Origin of the sequence: Phenylobacterium sp. VNQ135, assembly GCF_049445735.1 — a bacterium.
In the GTDB taxonomy this organism is placed as follows: Bacteria; Pseudomonadota; Alphaproteobacteria; order Caulobacterales; family Caulobacteraceae; genus Phenylobacterium.
In genome coordinates, this window is sequence record NZ_JBMSDS010000002.1 from 1,041,333 (window position 1) to 1,056,632 (window position 15,300).

The following is a 15,300-nucleotide window of genomic DNA, read 5'->3' on the forward strand; positions in this document are numbered from 1 at the left end:
ACGCCGGGGCGTTGCGCACTAGGGTCGCGCGACGGGGGAGCGCGGTGGCGTCAGGGTCGCAGACTTGGGAGGCGAAGGTCGAGGCCGCGCACAGGACGCTGCGCGCGTCGCGCGACATCCAGTTCGACTTCCAGCCCGTGGTCGCGCCGAAGCCGCCAGGCTGGGCGAAGGCCCTGGTCGAATTCCTGCAAGCGGTCGCGCGGGCGCTGCCCTACGTCTTCTGGGGCGGGGTGATCGTAGGCGCGCTCGTCATCGTCTGGTTCGTCGTCCAGGAGCTGGCGGCGGTCCGCCGAGGTCCCCGGACCGAGGTCCCGCTCACCGACTGGCGGCCGGAACCGGAGAAGGCCCGCGTGCTGCTGGAGCACGCCGACCGGCTGGCCGCGGAGGGTCGTCACGCCGAAGCGATCCGGCTCCTGCTCTTCCGCAGCATCGACGACCTCGCCGGCCGTCGTCCAGGCCTCGTGAGGCCGGCGCTGACCAGCCGTGACATCGCCGCCCTGGACGCCCTGCCGGAGGCGCCCCGCGGCGCCTTCACCCGCCTGGCCCAGGCGGTGGAGCGCACGGTCTTCGGCGGCCGCCCGGCCGACGCCGACGACTTTGCCCGCGCGCGCGGCGACTACGAGGCCTTCGCCTTCACCGAGGGCTGGCGGTGAGCGACGCCGCTGCGCCCGCCGTCCAGCCGTTCTCGCCGCGGGCCGTGCTGATCCTCGTGGTGGTCGGCATCGTGGCCTTCGCGGGCCTCGGCGTCCTGTCGGCCTATGCGCCCGAGCTCCGCGGGGGCGAAGACGGCCAGGCGCATGCGCTCTCCCGTTCCGCCGTGGGTTACGCCGGCGCCGTCATCCTGCTCCGCGAACTGGACGTGCCGGTCACCGTCAGCCGAGTGCGGCCCCCGCGGCCGACGGAAGCCGTGACGGTCCTGACGCCCGACTTCGACGAGAAGCCCGCCGACATCCGCGCCTATCCCAAGGGCGCGCTCACGCTGATCGTGCTGCCCAAATGGGCGCCTGCGCCGGACCCGCTACGCCGAGGTCTCGTGCGCAAGGGCGGACTGGTCACCGGCGGCGAGGCCTACCATCCGCAGCTCGCCTCGTACGCCGCAAAGACGGTCGCCGCCCGCCGCCAGGGCGTATCGCGGCCCACGCTGCGCGGCGCGAACGGCTTCCTGGGCGGCGAGGTCCTGCCGCTTGGCCCCATCGACCAGCTCCAGACCCTCTCCGGCGATGGATGGGAGCCGCTGCTGACCGACGAGCGGGGGCAGGCCGTCCTCGTTCGTTCGCGGAAGAGCCCGGGCGTCTGGGTGCTGGCCGATCCCGACCTGCTGAACAACCAGGGTCTCGCACATCTGCCGACCGCCCGCGCCGCCGTGGCCATGCTGCAGGCGGCCCGCGGAACGGACCGTGCGGTGGTCTTCGACGTCACGCTGAATGGTTTCGAGCACACGCCGGGCCTCGGTCGCCTCGCGCTGACCCCGCCGTGGCTCGCGGCCACGCTCTGCGCGGTGGCCGCAGCGGTGCTGATGGGCCTGCATGCGCTTGCGCGCTTCGGCGCCCCCGAGCGGAAGGCGCGCGCGATCGCGCTGGGCTCCACGGCGCTCGTGGACAACACCGCAGGCCTCGTGCGCATGGCGAAGAAGGAGGCCGAGCTCGCCTCCGCCTACGCCGCCATGTCCCGTTCGCGCGTGGCCCATGCCGCCGCCGGCCACGGCGTGCCCGACGACATGGCCCTGGAGGAGCTGGCGCGGCGTCGCGGCGCCGCTTCGCCGGGGCAGCTCTCGGCCGAAGCCGAGGCGGCGGCCACGCCGCACGCCGCGCTGGAGGCGGCGCGCAGACTGTATCAATGGCGCAAGGAGATGACGCGTGGACGTGGCTGAAGTGAAGGCGCTGGCCGACAAGGTCCGCGCCGAGGTGGGCAAGGCCATCGTCGGCCAGGCCGAGACGATCGACCTGATGCTGGTGGCGCTGTTCGCCCGCGGCCACGTGCTGCTGGAAGGGCCGCCCGGCGTCGCCAAGACCTTCTTGGCCCAGTGCTTCGCCACCACCCTCGCGCTGGATTTCGGCCGCATCCAGTTCACGCCCGACCTGATGCCGGCCGACATCATCGGGACCAATGTCTTCAATTTCCAGACCAGCAGCTTCTCGCTGAACGAGGGGCCGATCTTCTGCGAGCTGCTGCTGGCCGACGAGATCAACCGCACGCCGCCCAAGACCCAGGCCGCGCTGCTGGAGGCCATGCAGGAGCGCCGCGTCACCATCGACGGCCAGGCCCGCCCGCTCAGCGACCGGTTCATGGTCGTGGCCACGCAGAACCCGCTGGAGCAGCAGGGCACCTATCCGCTGCCGGAGGCGCAGCTCGACCGCTTCCTGTTCAAGCAGGTGCTGGCCTACCCCAGCCGCGAGGAGGAGCGCCGCATCGTCCAGGCGTACGGCGCCCAGAGCGGACAGGCCGAGCCCGCGGCCCTCGGCGTTCAGCGCGTGGTCACCGCCGAGATGCTCGCCGCCGCCGTCGCCGCGGTCGCCGAGGTTCGTCTGGCGGACGAGATCGTGGACTATGTGCTGGAGCTCGTGCGCTCGACCCGCGAAACCGCCGATCTTCAGAGCGGCGCCTCGCCGCGCAGCGCCGCCCAGCTCGCGCTCGCCGCCCGCGCCCGCGCCGCCCTCGACGGCCGCGACTACGCGATCCCCGACGACGTGAAGGCCCTGGCGCTGCCGGCGCTGCAGCACCGGGTGATCCTCTCCCCCGCCGCCGAGATCGACGGCCGCCGGGCCGAGCAGGTGATCGCCGACCTCGTCGAACGCGCCGCGGCGCCCCGGTAGCGCGGCTTGAACGTCTATCCCACCCGTCGCGCCGTCGTGCTGATGGCGCTGGGCGCCCCGCTGGCCCTGGCCGTGGCGGTGGCCGCGCCTGGCCTGTGGATCGCCGCGGCGGCGTGGATCGTGCTCACCGTCGGGCTCATGGTCGCCGACGTCGTGCTGGCGCCGCCGCCGCGGCGGCTCGCCCTGAGGGCGGACCTGCCTGCTACGATGGGCGCAGGCCGTAGCGGCTCAGCCCGCGTCCGGCTGGCCTTCGAAGGCGCGGCGCCCCGCCGGGTCGAGCTGGCCGTCGGCGAGGACGAGCGCCTCGCAGTCTCGCCGCGGCGCCAGGACGTGACGCTCTCCGCCGGACGGGCCGAAGCCGAGCTCACCCTGTCGCCGAGACGCCGCGGTCGTGGCCGCCTCGAGGGCCTGTGGGCGCGCTGGCGGGGGCCCCTGGGGCTGGTCTGGCTGCAGCGTCACGAGACGCCCGAACAGGCGATCGCCGTCACGCCGGACGTCGAGGGCGTCAAGCAGCAGGCCCTGCAGCTCTTCGCCCGCAATGCGCCGATCGGCTCCAAGGTGCTGCGCGAGAGCGGCGAAGGCTCGGACTTCCATGCGTTGAAGGAATTCCAGACGGGCATGGACCTCGGCGACGTCGACTGGAAGTCGAGCGCGCGTCGCCAGAAGCTGGTCGGCCGCGAGTACCGGACCGAGCGCAACCACCATGTCGTCCTCGCCATCGACACCGGCCGGCTGATGTCGTCTCCCGCCGCCGGCCTGCCGCGCCTCGACCGGGCGATCAACGCCGCCCTGCTGCTGGCCTTCGTCAGCCTGAAGATGGGTGACCGGGCGGGCCTCTTCGCCTTCGATTCCCGACCGCGGCTGGCCAGCGGCATGGCCTCGGGGCCGCAGGCCTTCCCGCTGCTGCAGAAACTGGCCGCCGGTCTCGACTACACGACCGAGGAGACCAACTTCACGCTGGGGCTCACCGCGCTCTCCGGCGGCCTCGATCGCCGCGCCATGGTCGTCGTCTTCACCGACTTCGTGGACTCCACCAGCGCCGAACTCATGATCGAGAACCTCAGCCGCCTGATGCGCACGCACCTGGTGCTGTTCGTGGTGTTCCGCGACGAGGAGCTGGAGCGGCTGGCGGAGGCCGAGCCCAACGTGGTGGAGGACATGTCCCGCGCCGTCATCGCCGATGGCCTGCTCCGGCAGCGCGAGGCGGTGGTCACGCGGCTGCGCCGGCTGGGCGCGCAGATCGTGGACGCGCCCGCCGAGGGCCTGGGGCCGGCCCTGCTCAACGCCTATCTCGACGTGAAGCGCCGGGGGCTCGTCTGATGGCCGAACTGAGGCTCAAGAGCCACCGCTTCCGGGCCGAGCGCGAGGCCGACTGGCGCAAGCTGGAGCGCCTGCTGGACAAGGCCGAGAAGGGCGGCGCGGCCAAGCTCCGCCGCGACGAGCTGCTGGAGATCCCGCTGCTCTACCGCCAGGCGCTGTCGTCGCTCTCGGTCGCCCGCTCGATCTCCCTGGACCGGAGCCTCGTCGACTATCTCGAGAGCCTCTGCACGCGCGCCTACTTCTTCGTCTATGGCGCGCGCGCCACCCTGCCCGAACGGATCGCCGCCTTCTTCCTGCGCGACTGGCCCCTGGCGGTGCAGGCGCTCTGGCGTGAGACCCTGGTCGCCGGCGGGCTGATGCTGATGGGGACCATCGTCGCCTTCCTGCTGGTCCAGGCCGATCCGAGCTGGTTCCACGGTTTCGTGCCGGGCGAGGTGGGCCAGGGTCGCGACCCGACGGCCTCCACCGAGGCGCTGCGCGGGACACTCTATTCCGCGGGGCCGCGCAGCGAGGGGCTTGGGGCCTTCGCCGCCTTCCTCTTCACGCACAACGCACAGGTGGCGCTGTTCGCCTTCGCGCTCGGCTTCGCGTTGTGCCTGCCGACGGCGGGCCTGATGGTCTTCAACGGGTGCATGCTGGGCGCGTTCCTGGCGCTCTTCGCCTCCCGCGGTCTGCTGTTCGGGGCCGGCGGCTGGCTGATGATCCATGGGGTGACCGAGCTCTTCGCCGTGACCCTGGCCGGCGCGGCCGGATTCTCCATCGGCTGGGCCGTCGCCTTCCCCGGCGCCCGCTCGCGGGTCGACGCGGCGGGAGAGGCTGGCCGCCGGGCCGCCACAGCCATGGCGGGGGTCGTCGTGATGCTGTGTGTGGCGGGCCTCCTGGAAGGGTTCGGCCGGCAGCTTATCCAGGCCGACCTCGCTCGCTACGGCGTCGCGGCCGGATCGGGCGTCGCCTGGCTCGCCTACTTCTACTGGCCTCGACGGAGGCCCGGGTGACCGCCGTCCGCGAGATCGCCCGCAAGGCCCGCGCCCAGGTGGCGTTCGATGAGGGCTGGCGCGAGTTCGTCACGCCCGAGGGAGTCGACCTGCGCCTGAAGGTCGGCTCATACGCCGAGCGGTTCGCCGCCTTCGCCGTCGACATGCTGATCCTGCTCGGGACGCTGATCGGCTTCACCCTGATGGTGATCTTGGTCGCCTGGGTCACCAAGCTCCGGTGGCTGATGGAAGCCCTGGTCGTGGTCTGGCTGCTGGGCTCGTTCGCGCTCCGGAACTTCTACTTCATGTGGTTCGAGGGACGGGCGCGTGCGTCCACGCCGGGCAAGCGGGTGATGGGACTGCGCGTTATCGCCGCCGATGGCGGCCGGCTCACCGCCGACGCCGTCTTCGCCCGCAGCGCCATGCGGGAGCTGGAGGTGTTCCTGCCGCTGACGTTCTTCGCCGCCCAGGGACAGATCGGCGTGGACGCCGCGCTCGTGGGACTTGGTGCGATCTGGAGCGGCGTGTTCGTGGTCTTCCCGCTGTTCAACCGCGACCGCCGGCGGCTCGGGGACCTGGCGGCGGGCACGCTGGTGGTGAAGGCGCCCAAGAAGGTGTTGGAGGCCGACCTTTCGGACGACCGCTTCGCGCTGGGTTCCGGCCTGACGTTCACCCCCGCCCAACTCGACGCCTACGGGGAGAAGGAGCTGCACGTGCTGGAGCAGGTGCTCCGCGCCGGCAACCGCCGCGCCCAGGCCGAGGTCGCCGACCGCATCCGCGCCAAGATCGGTTGGGAGGGCCCGACGGACCTGCCCGACCGGACCTTCCTCAACGCCTACTACGCCGGCCTTCGGGGCCGCCTGGAAAGCGGCCTCCTGTTCGGCAAGCGCCGCCGGGACAAGCACGACCGCCCCGGCGGCTAGGTCGGCCTAGCTGAAGATCTCCGAAAGCCACTGCGGACCCAGGCCGTCGCGCGCCTTGCGGAGCTCGACGTACAGCACCGCGATGCCGGTCGATGTGACCATGTAGGTCAGGGTCTGGCTCAGCACGTTGATGGCGATGTTGAGCGGGCTGAAGGCGGCGCGCTGGATGGCGTCGGCGTCGGTCCCCGCCGTCAGCAGGTTCACGCCCGCTATGGCCCCGAAGATCAGGCCGAACAGCATGGCGGCGATCCAGGTGATGAGCAGCAGGCCGAAGATCCGCCAGCGGTTGCCGCGGGTCAGCTCGGCGCTGCGACCGAAGGCACCGAAGATCCCGGTGCGGTCGGCGATCAGGGCCGGAAGCACGACCGACCACGCCACGAGCAGCATGACGCCTGGCACGATCAGCAGCATGAAGCCGAGGACCATGCCGAGAGCGGCAAGGATGCTCACGACGATCAGCGGCAGGAAGTTCCGCAGGCCTGTGGCCAGACTTTCGCCGATCGACGGCTTTGCCCCGTTCATATCCTGCACGGTGGCGTAGATCAGCGAGCCCTGCAGGATGCCGGTGGTCGCCAGCGTGACCAGGCCGCCCAGCATGCTCCACAGGATCATGTCCGGATCGAAGGTCACCCCTTCGGCGGGCTGGTAGAGTGCGCCTTGCAGGGCGGTGAACACGCCCGTCGGCAGGCCCGTCAGCACCAGCGACAGGACGAAGAACGTCACGAAATTGCGGCCCAGCACCTTGAAGGTGTCGCCGATCACGCGGCCGATATCGATCTTGCCCGTCTCTACGGAGGCGGCGGTCATTTGGCTGGCTCCCTTCGATTCCCCGGCTCAGCTAAACACGCCAAGGTAGAGCTGTCGAACCGGACCGGAACGCCGGCCGCGGGGGCCGCGTTCGCCCAGCCATGGACCTCGACCGTCTTCCCGGCTTCGTGCTCTTCGCCATCGGCCGTACGCCGGTGACGGTGGGCGGCGTCGTGGCAGGCGTCGCCGTGATCGCGGTCGGGATGCTGATCGCGCGGCTCGCCGGCGCCGGCCTGCGCCGCCTGCGCGGCCGCGCCCGTCATGGCGCCGCGGCGCTCTACATCGTGGAGAAGCTGGTCACCTACGGGGTGGTGCTGATCGCGCTCGTCGCCGGTCTGTCGACGATCGGCCTGAACCTGTCGTCGCTGGCCGTGTTCGCGGGCGCCGTCGGCGTGGGCCTCGGCCTCGGGCTGCAGGGCGTCGTGAAGGAGTTCGTCTCGGGCCTGGTCCTGATCTTCGACCGCTCCCTCAGCGTCGGCGACTTCGTCGAACTGGAGGACGGCAAGCGGGGCGTGGTCCAGGAGGTTGGCCCCCGCGCGGTGCGGATCCGCACGAACGACAATATCGATCTGGTCATCCCGAACTCGAAGTTCATCGAAGGCCCGGTGGTGAACTGGACGCTGCGCGGCCACACGCGCCGCATCCACATACCCTTCACGGTCGGCTACGGCTGCGACAGGGAGAAGGTCCGCGAAGTGGTGCTGGAGGCGGCGCGAAGCGTGCCCTTCACCCTGCCCGAAACCGACGCCCAGAAGAGCCAGGTCTGGCTGACCGGCTTCGGGGACTCGGCCCTCAAGTTCGAGCTGGTGGTCTGGCCGTCGCTCGACGCCGTCAAGCGTCCCGGCGCGGTGCAGGCCGCCTACACCTGGGCCATCGCCGAGGCTCTGGATCGCGCCGGGATCGAGATTCCGTTCCCCCAGATGGAGGTGCGGCTCCGCAGCCTGTTCGGGCAGGAAGGCGAAGCCGCCCGGCGTGCCTTGCGGCTGGCCGAGCCTGAAGGCCACGACCATCCAGCCCAGCCCGCGCCGCGCACCGTGAACGACGCCGCCGAGGACCTGGCCCGGCCCTTCGCCGGATCGGATCGCGAGGACGGGCCGCTGTACGACGATCCGCATCCGCCGCCGTGAGCCCTCGCCTGGGTCCCCGCTGGCGGCAGGCGGCGCATGGCCTCCTGGCCTTGCTGGGCGGGCTCCTGGTGTTCGCCATCTTCGCGGCATCCTGAGGTCGACGCCGCGGCCGCAATCGGCAAGAACGGGCGGCGATGGCCCTGTCCTTGAGCGTCCGCTTCGAGCGCCTGCCGCTCCGCGCCCCGTTCCGCATCTCACGGGGGGTGAAGACCCACGCCGAGGTGGTGGTGGTCGAGCTCTCCGACGGGGTGCGCACCGGTCGCGGCGAATGCGTGCCGTACGCCCGCTACGACGAAACCGCCGGCAAGGTGATGGCCGCGCTGCGCGGCGATCCCGAGCGGCTGCTGGACAGTCTGCCGGCCGGGGCGGCGCGCAATGCCCTGGACTGCGCGTTCTGGGACCTGCTCGCCAAACGCGACGGCGAGGCCGTGTTCGACATGCTGGGCCGGATGCCGCCCGAGGCCGTGCCATCGGCGGTCACCATCAGCCTGGACGCCCCGGCGGGGATGGCCGAGGCCGCGGCGCTGGCCCGTGACGCTCCGCTCCTGAAGGTGAAGCTCTCCGCCGATCGCCCGGCCGAGCGCCTGCTGGCCGTCGCCGAGGCCGCACCCTCCGCCCGGTTGATCGTCGATCCGAACGAAGGCTGGACGCTCGCGATCCTGCAGGCGATGGCCGAACCCATCGCCCGCTGCAAGGTGGTGCTGGTGGAGCAGCCGCTGCCCGCCGGTGAAGACGCCGCGCTCGAGGGCCTGAGCTATCCGGCCCCGATCTGCGCCGACGAGAGCCTGCACACCCGCGTGGATCTTCCCGTCGTCGCGCGCCGCTATCAGGCCGTGAACGTGAAGCTGGACAAGGCCGGCGGCCTCACCGAAGCGGTCGCCCTGGCGCAGGCCGCGCGCGCGGAGGGTCTGTCCCTCATGGTGGGCTGCATGGTGGCGAGCTCGCTTGCCATCGCCCCCGCGTTCGTCCTGGCGGGCGAGGCCGACTTCGTCGACCTGGACGGGCCGTGGTGGCTGTCCAGGGACCGGCCGGGCGGCTGCCGCTTCGAACGCGGCGTGCTCCATCCGCCACAGCCGGGGTTCTGGGGCGATCCCGAGCACCTCGGTTGAGTTGACAGCGTCAGCGCATCGGCCGCTTCATCCGCTCACGACGTTCGGGGAGTTCGGGTGACAGGGGCGGCGGCACAGCCGACGGGAACGATCGAGGTGGCGCTGGCCCATGCCGCCCACCTCCTGGCCCGCGATCCGATGCTGGCCGAACGTCAGGCCCGGGAGATCCTGGCCGTCTCGCCCGAGCATCCCCACGCCTTGCGCCTGCTGGGCGCGGCCCTGCGCCGCCAGGGCGAAACCGAAGCCGCCGAGGACGCCTATCTCCGCTCCGTCAAAGGCTCGGTGAAGGACCCGCAGATGATCGCGGCGGCCAACGCGCTGGTGGAGAACCGGCTGGCCTACGCCGAACAGCTCCTGCGCGAACGCCTGAAGGCGCAGCCCACCGACGTCGCCGCCATCCGCATGCTCGCCGAAACCGGCATGCGGCTCGGTCGCTACGAGGACGCCGAGAACCTGCTCGCCCGCTGCGTGGAGCTCGCTCCGAGCTTCACCCCTGCGCGGCACAACTACGCCACCGTCCTGTACCGCCATAACAAGCCGGTGGAGGCGATCGCCCAGCTCGACGTCCTGCTGGCGGGCGACGCCGAGAACCCCGCCTACCTGAACCTGAAGGCCGCGGCGCTGGGTCGGATCGGCGAGTACGAGGAGGCGATCGTCCACTACGCCAAGGTGCTGGGCAGCCACCCCAAGCACCCGAAGACCTGGATGAGCTACGGCCACGCGCTGAAGACCGTGGGCCGCCAGGCGGACGCCGTCGAGGCCTACCGCCGCAGCCTGGCGCTGGCGCCGAACCTCGGGGAGGCCTGGTGGAGCCTGGCCAATCTCAAGACGGTGAGGTTCACCGACGAGGACGTGGCGGCCATGGAGGCCCAGCTGCGGAAGGAGGAGCTCGTCGAAGACGACCGCTTCCACCTGCACTTCGCCCTCGGCAAGGCCTACGAGGACCGGCAGGCGTATGCCGACTCGTTCCGCCACTATGCCCAGGGCAACACGCTCCGGAAGTACGAGCTGTCGTACGATCCGGAGGAGACCAGCATCCACGTCCGCCGCTCGAAGGTGCTGTTCACGGCCGAGTTCCTGAAGGCCCGGGCGGGGCAGGGCTCATCCGCCCCCGACCCGATCTTCATCGTAGGCCTGCCGCGTGCGGGCTCGACGCTGGTGGAGCAGATTCTCTCCAGCCACAGCCAGGTGGAGGGCACCCAGGAGCTGCCCGACATCATCGCCATGGCCCGCAGGCTTGGCGGCCTCGCCAAGAAGTCGTCCGCCGGCCGCTATCCCGATATTCTCGCCGAGCTGTCGCCGCAGCAGCTCTACGCGCTCGGCGAGGAGTACCTCTCGCGGGCCGAGGTCCATCGCAAGCTCGGGCGGCCGTTCTTCATCGACAAGATGCCGAACAACTGGGCGCACCTCGGCTTCATCCACCTGATCCTGCCGAACGCCAAGGTGATCGACGCGCGTCGCCACCCGCTGGGCTGCGGCTTCTCCGGCTTCAAGCAGCACTTCGCCCGCGGTCAGGGATTCACCTACGATCTCACCGACATCGGCCGCTATTACGCCGACTACGTGGAGCTCATGGCGCACTTCGATCAGGTGCTGCCAGGCCGCGTCCATCGCGTGATCTATGAGCAGATGGTGACCGATCCGGAGGCGGAAGTCCGTCGCCTGCTCGAATACTGCGGCCTTCCCTTCGAAGACGCCTGCCTGAGGTTCTACGAAAACGATCGGGCCGTGCGGACCGCGAGCTCCGAACAGGTCCGTAAGCCAATCTTTACCGACGCCGCGGACCACTGGCGTAACTACGATATCTGGCTCGGCCCGCTCAAGGCGGCGCTGGGCCCTGTTCTGGACGCGTACCCGGAGGCGCCTGCGTATTAGGTCCGTCTCGGCTCTCAATTGGGGGGATGCATGAAGGCGAGTCGAAACAAGTCGAAGTGGTCCGTGGGCCTCATGGCCTCGACCATGCTGACGGCCGTGGCCGCGCCCGCCGCCGCGCAACAGGCCGGCGGCGCGACGCTGGAGGAGGTGGTGATCACCGCCCAAAAGCGGTCGGAAAACCTGCAGGACGTGCCGGTCAGCGTGCAGGCGCTGGGCACCGAGCGGCTGGACCAGCTCCAGGTCTCCGACATGGCCGACTACGTGAAGTTCCTGCCGAACGTCACCGTCCAGGCCAGCGCGCCCGGCTATAACACCATCTACATGCGCGGCGTCGCCTCGGGCGAGAACAGCAACCACTCCGGCCCGCTGCCGAGCGTCGCCGTCTACCTCGACGAGCAGCCCGTCACGACGATCACCGGCCCGCTGGACATCCACGTCTACGACATCGAGCGGGTCGAAGTCCTCGCCGGTCCCCAGGGGACGCTGTACGGCGCCAGCGCCCAGGCCGGCACGATCCGGATCATCACCAACAAGCCGAGCACCTCGGGCTTTGAGGCCGGCTACGACCTCGAGCTCAACCGCGTCAGCCACGGCGGCATCGGCTATGGCGTCGAAGGCTTCGTGAACCAGCCGCTAAGCGACCGCGCCGCGGTCCGCCTAGTCGGCTGGGCGCTGCACGACGCGGGCTACATCGACAACGAAGAGGCCACCCAGACCTATCCAACGGGTCCGGTGACCATCAACAACGCCGCCCTGGCCGACGACGACTTCAACGAGAGCGACACCTACGGCGCGCGCGCCGCGCTGAAGATCGACCTCGACGACACCTGGTCCGTCACGCCGACCCTGAACGCCCAACGCACCGAGAGCGACGGGGATTACAGGTTCGATCCGGGTCGCGGCCGGCTGAAGACCGCCCGCTTCCGCCCGGATCGCGGCGACGACAAGTGGTACCAGGCGGCGATGACGGTCGAGGGCGCGGTGTCGAACCTCGATGTGGTCTACGCCGGCGCCTACATGAAGCGCTGGCTGGAGGGCGAGTCCGACTACTCCGACTACGCCTACTTCTACGACACGCTCTACGGCTACGGCGCCTACTGGTACGACGACGCCGGCGACAACATCGATATCAGCCAGTACATCAAGGCCAAGGACGTCTTCACCAAGCAGTCCCACGAGCTTCGCGTGGCGACGCCGGCGGACTATCGCTTCCGGGTGACGGCCGGTCTGTTCTACCAGAAGCAGACCCACAACATTCAGCAGCGCTACATGATCGACGACCTCGCCTCGTCGATCTCGGTGACGGGCTGGCCCGACACCATCTGGCTGACCAAGCAACTGCGCGTCGACCGCGACTACGCGGCCTTCGCCGACGCCAGCTTCGACGTCACCGACCAGCTCACGATCAACGGCGGCATCCGCTTCTTCAAGGCGAAGAACGGCCTGGAGGGCTTCTTCGGCTATGGGCCGGGCTACAGCTCCAGGACCGGCGAGGCGGTCTGCTTCGGCCCGCCGATCGTCGACGGGAGCCCATGTACGAACCTAGACCGAGTCACCTCGGACAAGGGCAAGACCTACCGGATCAACGCCCAGTTCAAGTTCGACGCCGACCGCATGGTCTACGCCACCTATTCGACCGGCTACCGGCCGGGCGGCGTCAATCGGCGCGGCGGCGATCCCTACGACCCGGACTACCTGAAGAACCTGGAGTTCGGCTGGAAGACCACCTGGATGGACAATCGCCTCCGGTGGAACGGCGCCCTCTTCCGCGAGAAGTGGAACGACTATCAGTTCTCGTTCCTCGGACAGAACGGCCTGACGATCATCGCCAACGGCGGCAAGGCCAAGATGAAGGGCGTCGAGACCGACCTCACGTGGGTTCTCGCCGAAGGCCTGACGCTGAACGGCGCCGCCAGCTACATCGACGCCGAACTCGCCCAGGACTACCGCTCCAGCCCCACGGGGCCGGTGCTCGCGCCCAAGGGCCAATCCCTGCCGGTGACGCCCAAATTCAAGGGCAGCATGTACGTCCGGTACGAGTGGGAGATGATGGCCGGCATGGACGCCCACGTGCAGGGCGCGGTGGTCCACAACGGGTCGGCCTATCCCGACCTGCGCTCGGCCGATCGTGCGCTGATCGGCAAGACGCCGGCCTATACCACCTTCGACCTCACCGCCGGCCTGACCAACGGCTCCTGGCGCGTCGAAGCCTTCGCCAAGAACCTCTTCGACGAGGACGGGCAGGTGGACCGAGGCGTCGCATGCGTGGTCTGCACCCGGGTGTGGGTGACGCCGATCCGCCCACGGATCATCGGCCTGCGCTTCGGCCAGTCGTTCTAGGCAGAAGCCTCGGCGAGGCGGCGGGCTCAGCCCCGCCGCCCGCACGCGGGGCGTCGCCGTCGGCGCAGGCGGCTAGTCGAGGCGGAACGGCACCGCGCGGCGTTCGTGCGGCGGCACGCGCAGGGGCCGGTCCACCGGCGGGAAGGCCCGCTGTGGGCAGTCGTTGCGCTCGCAGATCCGGCAGCTCACCCCGATCCGCGCGGCGGGGCCGGAAAGGTCTATCCCTTCGGAATAGACGAACTGGTGCGCGTGGCCGATCTCGCAGCCGAAGCCCAGCACGAAGTGCCGGTCCGGTTCGAGGTAGCGTCCTGACGGCTTGGCGACGCTGCGGGCCACCGACAGGTAGCGCGCCCCGTCCGGCATTTCCGCCACCTGCACCAGGAACCGGTCTGGGGCGCCCACAGCCTGATGCACGTTCCAAAGCGGACAGGCGCCGCCGAACCTCGCGAACCGCAGGCGGGTCGCGGAGTGGCGCTTGGTGATGTTGCCCGCGTAGTCCATCCGCACGAAGAAGATCGGCGCGCCGCGCAGCCCCGGCCGCTGCAGGTTCGACAGCCGGTGGCACACCTGCTCCAGGCTCGTGTGGAAGGTGAGGCTCAGCGCCTCGATATCGTGGCGAAGCGCCTGCGCCGTGGCCTGGAAGCGCCGATAGGGCATCAGCAGCGCGCCGGCCGCATAGTTGCCGAGGCCGACACGGCAGACGTCCACCGCCTCGGGCGTGCGGAACCGCGCCTGGGCGAGTTCGGCCTCGATCACCTCCGACAGCTCCGCGGCGGCCAGGTGGTAGGCGAGCTGGAAGGTCTGGGTCTCGGCGGGCTGACGGGGATTGACCCACAGGGTCCTGGTCTCGGGATCATAGCGCCGCATCAGCTCGCCGTCGGCGGCCCGCACGACGCTCACGCCCTGCCGCGCCTTCAGCCAGCCGATGATCTTCGCGTCCGGCGGCTCGCCGTTCTCCAGTCCGATGGCGTCCGACAGCGCCTCGGAGGCGCGGTCCAGCGCGTCCACGTAGTTGTCGATGTCGTGGAAGAACTCGCGGACCTCCTCGTAGGGCAGCAGCGAACTGGCCGCCGTCGCCTCGTCCAGGGCCACAGCCTCCTCGGTCAGGTTCAGCCGCTCGGCCAGCCGCTGGTTCGCCCGGTGCAGGTCCAGGAAGCGCCTGGCGAACCCCGGCGCCTGCAGCGCCACCCGCCGGATCTCCGACAGCGCCACCGGCGCCCCCGGATGGGCGCTCTCGGCCACCGCCTCCTTGAGGTCGGCGATCAGCCGCTCGTCCTCACGGGCCTCGAACACCTCGGGGGGCACGCCGAACGCCTCGGCGATGGACACCAGCACCCGCGAGGTGACGGGCCGCTGGTTGGCCTCGATCTGCGAAAGGTAGCTGACCGAAATGCCCAGCCGCGCGGCGCAGGCCTGCAGCTTCAGCCCCTGCTCCTGGCGCAGGTGGCGCACCTGGGGTCCGACGAAGAGCTTGGCGGCCGGCATTTCACAAGTTCACAAAACTGGTCCCGCGAGGCGCCAAGTCTTCGCACGTTCTCGTTTGAAAACCAAAGCAAAAGGGCGCTTGCTCCCTCACCGAACGTGACCCTCAGTTTCGCAAAAGCACAGGAAGAGGATGGATATGCTCGGCCGTCGCTCCGACAACCTGCACCACCTGCCGCGGCTGGGCTTCGCCGACGCCTGCCGCCTGTTCGGCATGACGCCCCGGGCGCTCCGCTTCTATGAGGAGAAGGGGCTGATCGAGGCCCGCCGCGATCGCCTCAACCATCGATTCTACGACGGCTGGACCCGCCAGAAGCTGGCCTGGATCTCCCGGCTGCGCTCGGTCAGCCTGCCGTTGCGCGACATCCGGCAGGTGCTGGACGCCGAGCAACGCTCGGGCGCCGGCTCGCAGGTCGCGCTCCGCAAGCTGCTCAGCCGCCGCGAGGAGCTGGCGCGTGAACTCGCCGCCGTCGAAGCCTTGCTGCCCACTCTGCAGGAAGAGGCCGCCTAAAGGGGCCCTTGGCCGCAGC

At 70.3% G+C, this 15,300-nt stretch carries 13 protein-coding genes; 11 read left to right on the plus strand and 2 right to left on the minus strand.

The features are described 5' to 3' along the window. Positions 1 to 44: 44 nt before the first annotated feature. Genes ACO2Q0_RS11015 through ACO2Q0_RS11040 form a run of 6 tightly spaced genes read left to right on the plus strand, consistent with a single transcriptional unit; the run spans position 45 to position 6,030 of the window. A complete protein-coding gene (locus ACO2Q0_RS11015; protein WP_423351534.1) occupies positions 45 to 653 on the plus strand; it encodes a DUF4129 domain-containing protein in 609 nt (202 codons plus the stop codon). Further along, positions 650 to 1,870 carry a hypothetical protein gene (locus ACO2Q0_RS11020; RefSeq protein WP_423351535.1) on the plus strand — a complete coding sequence of 407 codons (1,221 nt, stop codon included), beginning with the start codon at positions 650 to 652 and terminating at the stop codon, positions 1,868 to 1,870. The genes ACO2Q0_RS11015 and ACO2Q0_RS11020 overlap by 4 nt, the downstream gene beginning before the upstream one ends. Continuing rightward, a complete protein-coding gene (locus ACO2Q0_RS11025; RefSeq protein ID WP_423351536.1) occupies positions 1,857 to 2,813 on the plus strand; it encodes an AAA family ATPase in 957 nt (318 codons plus the stop codon). The genes ACO2Q0_RS11020 and ACO2Q0_RS11025 overlap by 14 nt, the downstream gene beginning before the upstream one ends. Before the next feature lie 6 nt (positions 2,814 to 2,819). After that, positions 2,820 to 4,133 (plus strand): DUF58 domain-containing protein, encoded by a 1,314-nt coding sequence (locus ACO2Q0_RS11030; protein WP_423351537.1) that lies wholly within the window; start codon positions 2,820 to 2,822, stop codon positions 4,131 to 4,133. After that, on the plus strand, positions 4,133 to 5,128 hold the full coding sequence (locus ACO2Q0_RS11035) for a stage II sporulation protein M (RefSeq protein WP_423351538.1): 996 nt from the start codon (positions 4,133 to 4,135) through the stop codon (positions 5,126 to 5,128). The genes ACO2Q0_RS11030 and ACO2Q0_RS11035 overlap by 1 nt, the downstream gene beginning before the upstream one ends. After that, on the plus strand, positions 5,125 to 6,030 hold the full coding sequence (locus ACO2Q0_RS11040; RefSeq protein ID WP_423351539.1) for an RDD family protein: 906 nt from the start codon (positions 5,125 to 5,127) through the stop codon (positions 6,028 to 6,030). The genes ACO2Q0_RS11035 and ACO2Q0_RS11040 overlap by 4 nt, the downstream gene beginning before the upstream one ends. Before the next feature lie 6 nt (positions 6,031 to 6,036). Here the strand turns inward: ACO2Q0_RS11040 and ACO2Q0_RS11045 are convergent, their stop codons facing one another. Next, the gene (locus ACO2Q0_RS11045) at positions 6,037 to 6,837 is read right to left on the minus strand and encodes a hypothetical protein (RefSeq protein ID WP_423351540.1); all 801 of its coding nucleotides are present in this window, start codon (positions 6,835 to 6,837) and stop codon (positions 6,037 to 6,039) included. A 101-nt stretch (positions 6,838 to 6,938) separates the two neighbouring features. Between ACO2Q0_RS11045 and ACO2Q0_RS11050 the strand changes: the two genes are divergently transcribed. From ACO2Q0_RS11050 to ACO2Q0_RS11065, 4 genes are all read left to right on the plus strand, one after another. After that, positions 6,939 to 7,964, plus strand: a complete 1,026-nt coding sequence (locus ACO2Q0_RS11050) for a mechanosensitive ion channel family protein (RefSeq protein ID WP_423351541.1) — start codon at positions 6,939 to 6,941, stop codon at positions 7,962 to 7,964. Positions 7,965 to 8,098: 134 nt separating this feature from the next. After that, on the plus strand, positions 8,099 to 9,073 hold the full coding sequence (gene dgcA / locus ACO2Q0_RS11055) for an N-acetyl-D-Glu racemase DgcA (protein WP_423351542.1): 975 nt from the start codon (positions 8,099 to 8,101) through the stop codon (positions 9,071 to 9,073). Positions 9,074 to 9,130: 57 nt separating this feature from the next. After that, positions 9,131 to 10,948, plus strand: coding sequence for a tetratricopeptide repeat-containing sulfotransferase family protein (locus tag ACO2Q0_RS11060; protein WP_423351543.1), 1,818 nt, complete (start codon positions 9,131 to 9,133; stop codon positions 10,946 to 10,948). Positions 10,949 to 10,978: 30 nt separating this feature from the next. Next, a complete protein-coding gene (locus ACO2Q0_RS11065; RefSeq protein WP_423351544.1) occupies positions 10,979 to 13,288 on the plus strand; it encodes a TonB-dependent receptor in 2,310 nt (769 codons plus the stop codon). 72 nt (positions 13,289 to 13,360) lie between these two features. On the opposite strand, the gene ACO2Q0_RS11070 is transcribed toward ACO2Q0_RS11065, so the two are convergent. Beyond that, a complete protein-coding gene (locus ACO2Q0_RS11070) occupies positions 13,361 to 14,773 on the minus strand; it encodes a helix-turn-helix domain-containing protein (RefSeq protein WP_423351545.1) in 1,413 nt (470 codons plus the stop codon). Between the two features lie 136 nt (positions 14,774 to 14,909). On the opposite strand from ACO2Q0_RS11070, the gene ACO2Q0_RS11075 reads away from it, so the two are divergent. Beyond that, entirely contained in the window at positions 14,910 to 15,281 is a 372-nt protein-coding gene (locus tag ACO2Q0_RS11075; protein WP_423351546.1) for a MerR family transcriptional regulator, read from the plus strand. Positions 15,282 to 15,300: the final 19 nt, after the last annotated feature.